The sequence below is a fragment of the Winogradskyella epiphytica genome (assembly GCF_003217215.1).
GTDB lineage: Bacteria > Bacteroidota > Bacteroidia > Flavobacteriales > Flavobacteriaceae > Winogradskyella > Winogradskyella epiphytica.
This window is the reverse complement of the sequence record NZ_QJTD01000003.1, coordinates 108,069-120,528: the sequence shown is the minus strand read 5'-3', so window position 1 is coordinate 120,528 and position 12,460 is coordinate 108,069. Positions and strand designations below refer to the sequence as shown.

The 12,460-nt window shown below is 32.2% G+C and carries 12 protein-coding genes; 5 read left to right on the top strand and 7 right to left on the bottom strand.

Annotated elements, in window-relative coordinates; translation table 11 throughout:
* Window positions 1-51: 51 nt before the first annotated feature.
* Complete coding sequence (locus tag DFQ11_RS09460) at window positions 52-2,067, top strand: DUF349 domain-containing protein (protein ID WP_110475645.1); 2,016 nt, start codon at window positions 52-54, stop codon at window positions 2,065-2,067.
* A gap of 431 nt (window positions 2,068-2,498) precedes the next feature.
* Here the strand turns inward: DFQ11_RS09460 and mazG are convergent, their stop codons facing one another.
* The 4 genes from mazG to ruvX form a co-directional block, all read right to left on the bottom strand.
* Window positions 2,499-3,272, bottom strand: coding sequence for a nucleoside triphosphate pyrophosphohydrolase (gene mazG, locus DFQ11_RS09455; RefSeq protein WP_110475644.1), 774 nt, complete (start codon window positions 3,270-3,272; stop codon window positions 2,499-2,501).
* Between the two features lie 2 nt (window positions 3,273-3,274).
* Window positions 3,275-3,706, bottom strand: a complete 432-nt coding sequence (locus DFQ11_RS09450; protein WP_110475643.1) for a DUF5606 family protein — start codon at window positions 3,704-3,706, stop codon at window positions 3,275-3,277.
* 113 nt (window positions 3,707-3,819) lie between these two features.
* Entirely contained in the window at window positions 3,820-4,410 is a 591-nt protein-coding gene (gene def / locus DFQ11_RS09445; RefSeq protein ID WP_110475642.1) for a peptide deformylase, read from the bottom strand.
* A 139-nt stretch (window positions 4,411-4,549) separates the two neighbouring features.
* Window positions 4,550-4,960: a Holliday junction resolvase RuvX gene (gene ruvX, locus DFQ11_RS09440; protein WP_110475641.1), complete on the bottom strand. Its 411-nt coding sequence runs from the start codon at window positions 4,958-4,960 to the stop codon at window positions 4,550-4,552.
* A 363-nt stretch (window positions 4,961-5,323) separates the two neighbouring features.
* Between ruvX and DFQ11_RS09435 the strand changes: the two genes are divergently transcribed.
* Complete coding sequence (locus DFQ11_RS09435) at window positions 5,324-6,139, top strand: 2,3,4,5-tetrahydropyridine-2,6-dicarboxylate N-succinyltransferase (protein WP_110475640.1); 816 nt, start codon at window positions 5,324-5,326, stop codon at window positions 6,137-6,139.
* An 11-nt stretch (window positions 6,140-6,150) separates the two neighbouring features.
* Window positions 6,151-8,019 carry an LTA synthase family protein gene (locus DFQ11_RS09430; protein WP_110475639.1) on the top strand — a complete coding sequence of 623 codons (1,869 nt, stop codon included), beginning with the start codon at window positions 6,151-6,153 and terminating at the stop codon, window positions 8,017-8,019.
* Here DFQ11_RS09430 and DFQ11_RS09425 read toward each other — a convergent pair.
* Window positions 8,008-8,766, bottom strand: a complete 759-nt coding sequence (locus DFQ11_RS09425; RefSeq protein WP_110475638.1) for a glycosyltransferase family 2 protein — start codon at window positions 8,764-8,766, stop codon at window positions 8,008-8,010. The two genes, DFQ11_RS09430 and DFQ11_RS09425, sit on opposite strands and share 12 nt — an antisense overlap.
* A gap of 79 nt (window positions 8,767-8,845) precedes the next feature.
* Here DFQ11_RS09425 and DFQ11_RS09420 point away from each other — a divergent pair, with 79 nt between their 5' ends.
* On the top strand, window positions 8,846-9,922 hold the full coding sequence (locus tag DFQ11_RS09420) for a glycosyltransferase family 9 protein (RefSeq protein WP_110475637.1): 1,077 nt from the start codon (window positions 8,846-8,848) through the stop codon (window positions 9,920-9,922).
* Between the two features lie 14 nt (window positions 9,923-9,936).
* Here the strand turns inward: DFQ11_RS09420 and DFQ11_RS09415 are convergent, their stop codons facing one another.
* Window positions 9,937-10,767, bottom strand: coding sequence for a glycosyltransferase family 2 protein (locus DFQ11_RS09415; protein ID WP_110475636.1), 831 nt, complete (start codon window positions 10,765-10,767; stop codon window positions 9,937-9,939).
* A gap of 40 nt (window positions 10,768-10,807) precedes the next feature.
* Between DFQ11_RS09415 and DFQ11_RS09410 the strand changes: the two genes are divergently transcribed.
* Window positions 10,808-11,566, top strand: a complete 759-nt coding sequence (locus DFQ11_RS09410) for a glycosyltransferase family 2 protein (protein WP_110475635.1) — start codon at window positions 10,808-10,810, stop codon at window positions 11,564-11,566.
* Window positions 11,567-11,569: 3 nt separating this feature from the next.
* Here DFQ11_RS09410 and DFQ11_RS09405 read toward each other — a convergent pair whose 3' ends face one another.
* Window positions 11,570-12,340 carry a lipopolysaccharide kinase InaA family protein gene (locus DFQ11_RS09405; RefSeq protein WP_229791272.1) on the bottom strand — a complete coding sequence of 257 codons (771 nt, stop codon included), beginning with the start codon at window positions 12,338-12,340 and terminating at the stop codon, window positions 11,570-11,572.
* Window positions 12,341-12,460 lie beyond the last annotated feature (120 nt).

The window sequence follows — 12,460 nt, the reverse complement described above, 5'->3', positions numbered from 1 at the left end:
TAGTTATAGTACTAGTTAGTATCTTTAAATCCTAATAAAAACAATTGACACATGTCTGAGAATGATAACCTGCAAAATGCAGATGGAAAAAAAGAAGTAGAATCTACCGAAACTACTCCAACACAAGAGACTGCGCAACAAGCTGATACGCCTAAAGCAGAATCAACGCAAAGTGATGTTGAAACTGAAGCACCAACTGAGACTCCTGCAGAACACACAAATACGCAAGAGAACAATGAAGAACCGCCTACAGCACAGCAAAAGACGGATGACCACGTTGAAGAGATAGATGCTTCTAACGCAGAGGATGCTGAAGACGAGTCTAATTCTGAGCGTCATGAGCTAGAGGATAAAGATTACCATGCCATGAGTATGGATGAATTAACGGCTGAGTTCAGTAAACTCTTAAAGCATCACAAGATTCAGACGATCTCAAAGCACGTAAATGAAATTAAAGGTGAATTTAACGCCAAGTTTAACGAGCTTCTTGAAGAGAAAAAAGAAGAGTTTATAGACGATGGCGGAAATGAAATTGATTTCTATTTTACAAACGACACTAAAAAGCTATTTAACTCACTTTATAAAGAATACAAGCAAGCCATTAGTGCCTATTATAAGGAGCGTGAACAAAACCTTAAGCAAAACCTTGAAAACAGGTTAGAAATAATTGAAGAAATTAAAGGTTTACTCAATGTTGAAGAGAACATGGGTACCACCTATAAAACCTTCAAAGAATTACAAGAGAGGTGGCGTAATGCTGGCCCTATTCCACGAGATAAATATAATAATGCGTGGAATACCTATCATCATCATGTTGAGCGTTTTTATGACTTCCTACACCTCAACAACGATTTGAGAGACATGGATTTCAAGCACAACTACGAACAAAAATTAAAAATCATAGAACGTGCAGAAGAATTAGCCCAAGATGAAAACACCAATCGCTCTTTTAGAGAGTTACAAGTTTTACATAAGTTGTGGAAAGAAGAACTTGGTCCTGTAGGCAAAGAACATAGAGAGGAAATTTGGGAACGTTTTAGTAATGCAACCAAAGCCATTCACGATAAGCGTCAGGCGTACTTCGCTGATATGGAAAAGGCTCATGAAAAAAATCTTGAAAGAAAAGAAGAGATTATAACACAAATTGAAGCTATCGCTGCAGACAAAGCTAATTCACATAATGCTTGGCAAAAAAAGATAAAAGAAATTGAAGCCTTAAGAGAAGCTTTCTTCAAAGCTGGAAAGGTGCCATTAAAAGTTAACGAAAGCACTTGGGCTAAATTTAAAAATGCCGTAAGGACGTTTAATCGTGGTAAGAATAGTTTTTATAAGGAATTAAAGAAAGATCAATACGATAATCTTAAAAAGAAAAAAGAATTAATTCAAATTGCCGAGGATAATAAGGACAGTGACGATTTTGCTACTGTAACGCCTTTGATGAAGAAAATTCAGAATGACTGGAAAAAGATTGGTCATGTACCACGACGTGACAGTGATAAAATTTGGAAGCAATTTAAAGCAGCTTGTAATCATTACTTTGATCGCATGCATGAAGAGCGTAAAGCTGAAAACCAACATTTGTACGATGCTTTTGACAAAAAAGTAAAACTTCTTGAAGCATTAAAAGACTTAAAGCTAACAGAGGATAATAAAGCGGACATTGAAACTTTAAAATCTAAGATTGCTGAATGGAAAGAGGTTGGTCACGTTCCACAAAACAAACGCTATATTGATGGTAAATTCTATAAAGCAATTGATGATGCCTTTGATAAATTAAAAATGGATAAGTCTAAATTGGAAATGGTAAAGTTTGAAAGCAAACTTGAAAATTTAGCCGATCCTGAGGATACACGTCTATTGGATAACGAATATAATTTTATTAAAAAGAGAATTGATGAAATTAAATCTGATATTAATCAATTAGAAAATAATTTACAGTTTTTCTCTAATGTGAAATCAGACAATCCACTAGTTAAGGAAGTTCATAAAAACATCGCTAACCACAAAAAAGAATTAGACACTTGGAAATCTAAGTTGACTAAAGTTCGTGGTATGTATAGCGAATAGTTTAAGATATAAATATTATATAAATCAAAAGCCACTTGTCCTCACAAGTGGCTTTTGCCCTAACTAAACTAAATTAACCTTAATTATAACCGCTTAATTGATAATTAAGATATCCTACTAAGATTATAAAAACGTGATTGTTTTTATATACAGTATTTACGTACAGAAATTTAATTTGGATGTTTAATTGCTAATTATTTTTGAATTTCAACTCAAAAAAAGGAAAATAGATCGTGGAATGCTAAATCCCATGGGAAATTTTTATTCATACATTCTACCGTAACTAAAATAACATGCTGAAGTAAGCACCACTTTTAGGATTAAAGCGAAGATTAAAAATCCGTGATTAAAATTTAATAATGACATTAGTGGTAATCAGGTTTTTCTCCCGATACTACAACAACAGTTAATAATATAATAATGGTAGGCTGCTAAAGAGATTTAGCCTCTTCCCAGAGTACGTCCATCTCGGAAAGCGTCATATCTTTCAAAGATTTGTTCATCTCCTTTGCTTTTCTTTCTAGATATTGAAAGCGTGTGATGAACTTTTTATTAGTTCGTTCTAAAGCGTTTTCAGGATTTACTTTAAGGAATCTGGCGTAATTGATCATAGAAAACATAACATCGCCAAACTCACTTTCAATAGCATCTTGATCTCCTTTTGCTATTTCATCTTTTAACTCAGCTAACTCCTCTTCTACTTTCTCAAAAACTTGTTTAGGTTCTTCCCAATCAAAGCCTACTCCAGCGACTTTATCTTGAATTCGACTCGCTTTTACCATAGCTGGTAAACTTTTCGGAACCCCTTCCAAAACACTAGAGTTTCCCTCTTTAAGTTTTAACTGCTCCCAGTTGCGTTTAACCTCTTCTTCATCAGCGACCTTCACATCGCCATAAATGTGTGGATGACGGTCTATAAGCTTATCGCAGATGCTATTACAAACATCTGCGATATCAAAGCTATTAGTTTCACTTCCTATTTTAGAATAGAAAACGATATGTAATAATACATCACCCAACTCCTTTTTAACCTCATCTAAATCATTATCTAAAATAGCATCACCAAGTTCGTAAACTTCTTCAATGGTAAGGTGACGTAAGGATTCCATCGTCTGTTTTTTATCCCACGGACATTGCTCTCGCAACTCGTCCATAATAATTAACAAACGTTCAAAGGCTTTTAATTGGGCTTCTTTATTTGACATACTTATTCTTCTTCAGAAGCATCTGCAGCCACTTGTTTCGGCTCTTCTAATGCATCTAGTAAATCATTTTTCTGAAGTAAGTTATACCATTGAACAACCTTCTTGATGTCTGAAGGGTATACACGATCTTCATCATACTCAGGTAATACTTCAAAGAAAAACTCTTCTAACTTATCTTTACCATCTTTATGACTTATAGACGTTGGATTTCCTCCTTCTTTTTCCTTTATTTTTTTAAATACTTCTCTTAATGGTACTTCTTCTGTTAAGGTATATATAGCGATTTCGCTAAGAATACTAAGATTGCTATGCGCACCTACAGTAATGCGTTTTTTATCAATTAAAGATTCTACAACCGCACCTGTTCTCGTTTGTGTAACAATTTTGTATAAACCTGGTTTTCCTGAAATGGATAAAATTTTGTCTAAGCTCATATTATGTTTTTCATTTTAGAAACTATAATATCTAAGAATTATTAAACTGAAATTTCAAATACTTCAATTTAACGCAACTATATATTACTAATTTCTGAAGTTAATATATTGTTCTAACGCTTCTTGCTCATTGCTGGAAAGCGCATTTTATAATCTATCTTGATTTTTCCTTTAGAAATATTGGTAAGTTTACCTTTGATGAGGCGCTTCTTAAATGACGATAATTTATCAGTAAATAAAACACCTTCGATATGATCGTATTCATGTTGAATTACTCTTGCTACTAAACCATCATATTCCTCTACATGAGTATCAAAATTCTCATCTTGATACTGAATTTTAATTTTCGGTTGTCTAAACACATCTTCTCTTACATCTGGAATACTCAAACAGCCTTCATTAAAAGCCCATTCATCACCTTCTTCTTCTAAGATTTCAGCATTAATAAATGTTTTTTTGAAGTTTTTCATTTGCTCTCTTTCTTCTTCAGAAAGATCTTCGTCATCTGCAAAAGGACTTGCATCTACTATAAAGAGACGAATTGCCAAACCAATCTGTGGTGCAGCCAAACCAACTCCATAAGCACCATACATGGTTTCGTACATGTTTTCAATAAGTGCGTCTAACTTCGGATAATCTTTATCTATAGCCTTTGCTTTTTTCTTTAAAACAGCATCGCCATATGCAACGATTGGTAAAATCATAATTCGTTAATTTTCGAGTGCAAAAGTATCAAATTTCAAAAACTAAATTCCATATTCCAAGCACAAAATTCTAAAGTATTTAATCTTCTGAGAAATGATTATGAAAACTGAATGTAAATCGTCTTGCTTTTTTACTAATTTAAAAACTAGCCAAATAACTCTGTAGAATTAATGTAGCGCTAATCTCATCTACCAATGCTTTGTTTTTACGTTGCTTTTTCTTCAAACCACTATCAATCATCGTTTGAAATGCCATTTTAGAAGTAAAGCGTTCATCTACTCGTTCAACTGGAATTTGGGGAAGTGCTTTTTCTAATTGTTTTAAAAACTTCTGAATATACACTTCGCTTTCTGAGGCTGTATTATCCATCTGTTTCGGTAAACCAACTACAAACTTATCCACCTTTTCTTTTGATACATAATCGGCAAGAAACTCCAGAAGTTGTTTTGTATCTACAGTGGTTAGTCCAGAAGCAATGATTTGCATTTCATCAGTAACGGCCAAACCGGTGCGTTTTGTCCCGTAATCTATAGCTAAAATTCGTCCCATAGAGGCAAAGATAGTATAATAAAAAACGCTTCCTTAAAAAAGAAGCGTTTTAAACAATCAACCATCAACATTATGAAAATACCTTAGTAATTCCCATTAATTAAAGTATTACCATTCATATGACCCCAATACTTAGATAAAGTCACATGGAATTATTTAGAAAATAAGAAAACCCCTTAAATTAAGGGGAAGGGGTTTTCAAAATCAGCTATTAATCAAAATATTTTAAAACGAATTATTCTGTATTTAATCTATAACACTTATAAGACACTAATTTTTCGAGTTCGTCACAATTTTTAGAAAAAATTTTCTGATGGTTATTTATGGACTTATCTTTGAACACAAATTATTACACCTAAACAAATGAAACAACTGCAATCCGTTATTGAAAACGCTTGGGAAGATCGTTCACTTTTATCTAATAAAGTATCCATTGACGCTATAAGAAGCGTTATAGATTTAGTTGATGCCGGAACATTACGTGTTGCCGAACCAACAGAAAATGGATGGCAAGTCAATGAGTGGGTGAAAAAAGCTGTTGTTTTATATTTCCCGATTCAGAAAATGGAAACTTTCGAAGTCGGTATATTTGAATATCACGATAAAATTCCTTTAAAACGTGGTTATGCGGATAAAGGGATACGAGTTGTTCCTCATGCCGTAGCTAGACATGGTGCTTATATTTCATCTGGTACTATTTTAATGCCAAGTTATGTAAATATTGGTGCTTATGTTGATGAAGGTACGATGGTAGATACTTGGGCAACGGTTGGTAGTTGCGCGCAAATTGGTAAAAACGTACATCTTTCCGGAGGTGTTGGAATTGGTGGTGTTTTAGAACCTTTACAAGCGGCGCCAGTAATTATTGAAGACGGAGCTTTTATTGGATCAAGGTGTATTGTAGTGGAAGGAGTTCGCGTTGAAAAAGAAGCGGTTTTAGGTGCAAATGTCGTTTTAACTATGAGTACAAAGATTATTGATATTACCGGAGATAAACCTGTAGAAACAAAAGGAGTTATCCCTGCTCGTTCTGTTGTAATTCCAGGAAGTTATACTAAAAAGTTCCCTGCGGGAGAATTCCAAGTTCCTTGCGCTTTAATTATTGGAAAACGAAAAGAAAGCACGGATAAAAAAACATCATTAAATGATGCTTTACGTGAATATGATGTCGCCGTCTAACAATTAACAGAATGGTAAATTATATAAATAGTTTAAAACTTTTTGCTAAACGTATTTTATTAGTTGTTGTAATTTACCAATTATGTAGAATTGCATTTTTACTCTTCAATTTTAGCACTTTTAATAAACCATTCTTTAGTACGTTCTTAGGAGGTCTGAGATTTGATTTATCTGCAATAGCTTATACCAATTTGCTATTTGCAATACTTCATTGTCTTCCAGGAAACTTCAAATACAATAGAACATATCAAAGGGTCCTTAAAGTTTTATTTTATAGCGTCAACTTAGTATTTATACTAACCAACTTTGTGGATTTCGAATACTATAAATTCACAGGCAGGCGTAGCACCTTTGGGCTATTAACCGCTCAAGGTATGGAAAATGAAATTGGCGGTCTTCTAGGAGTATTTTTATTGGAATTTTGGTATTTATTAGTTCTTGGAATTTTACTTGCCATAGGGTTTTACAAAGCAATACCGAATAAACAACATGCACTTATCACAGAAAGCAATTCAAAAAAGGATTATACTAAACAAGCTCTAATGTTTGTTGGAGTGATACTTGTCTTTATTATTTTAGGAAGAGGTGGCGTTCAAAAAAAACCATTACGAATTATAGACTCTAGTGCCTATGGCGAGATTAATCATGCTGCACTGGTACTCAATACGCCATTTTGCATATTAAAAACTTTAAACAAAACTGAAACTTTAACAAGCCCTAAATATTTTACTAAAGCCGAATTAGACAGTATATTTAATCCTGAAATCAGCATCAATCCAACTAAAGAAAAGACCAATCAAAACGTTGTTTTAATTATTTTAGAAAGTTTTGGTAGAGAAAACCTTCATATTGGAGCAACCCCCTTTTTAGATTCACTAATCACAGCCTCTTATTTCTTTGAAAATGGATTTGCCAATGGAAAACTTTCAATTGATGCCGTACCTTCAACATTAACAAGCATTCCTAGTTTATTAAAACACTCAATTATAACTTCGAGCTACGCTGTAAATGAAATTAATGGCTTACCTAAAATTTTAAAAAAGCAAGGTTATCATACCTCCTTTTTTCATGGCGCTTTTAATGGTAGCCAAAATTTTGATCAATATTCTAAAGTATCAAATTTTGATGCTTATTTTGGAAAAGATGAATATGAAGGGCCTGAAGCTTTTGATGGTAAATGGGGAATTTTTGATGAAGAATTTCTTCAATTTTTTAATAACACTTTAGATACATTTAAGCAGCCTTTTTTCAGTACTGTTTTTACAATTTCCTCTCATAACCCATATAAAATACCAGAAAGATACACTAATAAATTTCCGAAAGGCGAAACAAAAATCTATCAATCTGTTGCTTATTCGGATTTTGCTTTAAAACGTTTTTTTGAATCTGCCAAACATAAAGATTGGTATAACAACACGCTTTTCGTCATTACAGCAGACCACACATCATCTGAAACAAAAAATAAAATTTACAATACTAATGTAGGGAAGTTTAGAATTCCTATTTTATTTTTCGACCCATCTAACAATGAATTAGTTGGCACACATTTTAGAAATTTTCAACAAGTTGATATATCACCTTCAATTTTGGAATATTTAGGTATTTCTACAAAAACAATCAGTTACGGAAAGTCCTATACTTCAGAAGAGGATTATGTAGTCTATTACCTTGATAACATATATCATCTTATTGATGGTGAATTTTATTTAGCTTTTAATGGTAGTGAATCTTTAGCCTTATATAATATTAAAGAAGATCCTTTAATGAAAGTTAATTTACTTTCAAAAGAATCTCAATTAGCTCATAACTTAGAAAAGTTTATTAAAGCTTACATTCAGTCATTTAACGAACGAATGATTCAGAACAAATTAACCCTTTAATTTCTCAAGGCGCTGCAACTTTATAAGTTTTGCATATTTCATATATGAAAAGAAAGCTTGTATTAATGCTATTGTAATTCCATCTAATCCATTAAAAACTCCTTTTTTAAAAAAATAGCATCTAACAAAAGCAACTGTTCCGTTTAAAACAGGCTTGAAGCTATTAATGCGTTTACCTTGATTAAATAATTGATTAGCGTGCCAGGTTGAATATTGATTTTTTTTTGCAATTATTTGTTCAAAAGAATCCCATCCATAATGCAAAATATGAACGTTTACTTTTTTTTCATTGGTAGTGATTATCTTCTGATGAACTTTTGACTCTGACGGTTTCGCTGATTTTTTATTAAAAAATCTCACTTTATGATCAGGATACCAGCCTGAGAAATCAATCAACTCATCTCCGAGGAAATTTTTTACTCTAAAAGAAAACCCATCAAAATCACCGTCTAAATACTTCTTATCCATTATGAATTTTTCAGCATCAGTATCAAGAAACTCATCTGCGTCAAGATTTAGAATCCAATCATTTTTGCAATATTGTAATCCATGCGTACGCTGTGGTCCATCTCCCAAAAATGCTTGTGAAATAACTTTCGCCCCTTTACTTTGTGCGATCTCAACGGTAGCATCACTACTCATTGAGTCCACAATAATAACTTCATTACAAACCCTGAATAAAGCATCAATACATTTTTCAATATTTTTTTCTTCATTATATGTTATTACTAATCCGCTGATGTCCATAAATGTTGAGTTTATGGGGTAAAAATACAGTTTTTATTAATACTTTTACTTCAATAAATTCTGCACTTAAATTTACTTAATGAAGGTATTAATCATACAACAAAAGCGTATTGGAGATGTTTTAACCACTTCTATTTTAGCTAATATCTTAAAGAAAAACTACCCTGATGCCTCAATAGATTATTTGTGCTATTCGTACTGCGTAGATGTACTAAAAGAAAACCCTTCCATAGACAAAATAGTTGTTTTAGAAGAAGTTACTAGAAAAAATTATTGGTCTCTTTTAAAGTTCATCAATAGAATAAGAAGGGAAGAATATACAATTGTAATAGATGCTTATAGCAAGTTAGAAACGAATTTAATTACTGGTTTTTCAGGAGCTAAATATAAAATATCGTATCACAAAGGGTATTCGAATATTTTTTATAATCACAACATTAAAAGGCTTCCTAATGGCACTAATAGTAAAAATGGTTTGGCTATTGATAATAGATTAGCCTTATTAGAACCAATTTTAAAAACTAAAAATATCAAAGATTATAAACCAAAAATATTCTTATCTCAGTCTGAAATTGAAACGGCTAAATTACTATTAAATAAACATGATATAAACACATCTCAGCCTGTTTTTATGATAGGAATTTTAGGTAGCGAGTGGTATAAAACTTATCCGCTTGAAAGTATGGCTAAGCTTTTAGATTTTATTGCAAAGGAAACCAAGGCATCATTATTATTCAACTATATACCAAACCAGAAAGAGGATGCTCTAAAGCTATATAACCTCTGTAACCAATACACTCAAGAAAAAATTTATTTTGAACTTTACGCTACATCTCTAAGAGGATTCTTAGGACTACTATCACAATGTGATGCCTTAATAGGAAATGAAGGAGGCTCTGTGAACATGGCAAAAGCCTTAGATGTTCCTACATTTTCATTATTCTCTCCTAGTGTAGACAAAGAAACTTGGCAAATTTTTGAAGATGATAAAAATATATCTATCCATCTTAAAGACTTGAAACCTGAGATTTTTGAAGAGCACGACGAAAAGTATATAAAAGAACACACTATGAAGTATTTTGATGCTTACCCTATATCAAAAATCAAAGAAAAATTAAGTAAATTCTTAATTACTACACTTAAATCAAACAACTAAGTAATTGATTTGTACTAATGCTTCTTTTTATTGATGCCAAAATCTGTATAATAAGATTTTAATCGTTTAGTTTCTTTTCGTATAGCATTATTCTTTTGAAGAATTTCCTCATTTTTATAAGGTCTATCATGGTATAAATGAACGCAAATCGCACTATATCGAATTTGCAAAAACTTGATACCATTATTCATCATGCGCTCTCCTACTTCTCTATCCTCTGCTCCATACTGCATGCGTTCATCAAATCCATTTACCGCTAGAATATCTTGTTTATAACAGGACACATTCATACCATCAAAGGTTGCCTTTGTTGGCGTTAAAGTATTTAGCAGTCTAGCTTTAGTTTTCGATTTGGTTAATTTATTAAATTTAAAACTTTTAGTTTGACCTTGTGCTAAAAGCCATTCCTTATCGAAACATTCTTGTTTTTGGATCACTTCCTTCGAAATCTTATTAGATACAGAAGCATCTAACTTAAAATAACCACCAGAAAGAGCATATTTTGTTCGTCTTAAATTAAGGTGAGTTTCAACAAAATCTTTACGAGCTATACAATCGCCATCCGTAAAAATAAGATAATCTGTATTTGAAGCAACAATAGCTTTATTCAATATTTTGGTTTTCTGAAAGCCATCATCTTCTTGCCAAACGTGAATGATGTTTAATTCCGTTTTAGCCCTAAAACTATCAATAACTATTTTAGTTCTTTCATCTGAACCATCATCAGCTATAATAATTTCAAAATCATTTCTAGATTGAAAATTATAACTATGCAGCACTAAGTCTAACCAATTCGGCTGATTATAGGTGCTAATTATTACAGATGCTATAGGATTAGATTGCATAGCACAAAAATACTATTTTTACAGCTCAGAAATTAGAACCATGTTAAAACTATCTGGAGTCATAATTACTTTCAACGAGGAACGCAATATTGAAAACTGTTTACAGTCATTAGTGAATGTTGTAGACGAAATTGTTGTTGTGGATTCTTTTTCAACAGATAACACAAAACAAATTTGCAAAAAATTTAATGTAAAATTTATTGAACAGAAATTCCTGGGTTATATAGAACAAAAGAATTTCGCCTTATCACAGGCTAGTTATGATCATGTTGTTTCATTAGATGGTGATGAAGCCTTATCTGAAACTCTTCAAAAATCGATAATCGAGCTAAAATCTCATTGGAAATTTGATGGTTACTACGCCAACCGCTTCAATAATTTCTGTGGCCAATGGATAAAACATTCTGATTGGTATCCGAATAAAAAGCTTAGAATTTTTGATAGACGAAAAGCAGAATGGCAAGGAACCAACCCGCATGACCATGTGCAACTGCATGACTCTACTCTAAAGACAGGACATTTAAAGGGAGATATTTTACATAAAACGTATCAGACCTATTCTGAGTTCAACTTAAAAACCGAGCATTTTTCAACCATTGCAGCAAAAGCCTATTATGATAAAGGCAAGAAAGCACCACTCTTCAATATAATTTTCAATCCTACGTGGGCCTTTTTCAAATCTTACTTCTTAAGACTTGGATTTTTAGATGGTTTTAATGGTTTTGTAATCTGTGTACAAACCGCCAATATTACTTTTTTGAAGTACTCGAAGTTAAGAGAATTGTATCAAGAGAAGTAATCACTACTTATTTGTTTTCCAAAACCTAAGCTTCTTTTTTAATCGTTTTTTTCTGTAAAATCGTTCTTGAAATGCTTCAGTTTCTGACCACATTAGATTAAATACTCGATCGTAATCGTAGCCACCCATTTTAGCATATTCATCACTCATCACTTCAACCATAGACTTATGAGTGGTTAAACGTGCAAAGTTTTTAATTCGAGTCTCAAAATTCATTTCACCAAATTCCATTCGATTTAAATCCACCAAATAAAACTCATAGTCCTCCCCTACTTTTTTAATTAAAGTATTTCCAGGAGAATGATCTAAGAAATTAACCTGCTTTTCATGAAGTCTGTAAGTGAATCTGGTGAAAGCCCTTAATATCCCTTCATGATTAGGATAATCAAAATCGGTAGTTAATTCTCTGTAAGTGATATCACAATCTAACTGCTCTGAGATATAATAGCTTTTTTTAAATAACAACAACGTTTTAAACTCATAATAAGCAACAGGTTGGGGTGTTCCAATGTCTAAACTTTGTAGTTTTTTAGCATATTCAAAAGAGCGTTGTGCTTTACTTTTTCTAAGAAACCTATACGCTATTTGGTTAATAATATTAGGAACTCGAAACGATTTTACATTTAATGTTTTTCCTTCAAGTTCAAAAAGCTTTAATGAGTTTCTATCTTGATTTCCAAAGTTTTCGCCTAAGCTATCAAAATTGAATATAATATGATTAAGGCTTCCTTTTAAGTCTTTAAATTTATTATGTATTACAGAGTTTACACTCATAGGATGCATGGAGTTTACTAATCCTTTTTAAAAGGATAATTATCAGCAAATCTATTGAAATTTATTAGGGTATTTAATTATTATCATGATGTATTTCCTTTGCAATATTATATCATCTAA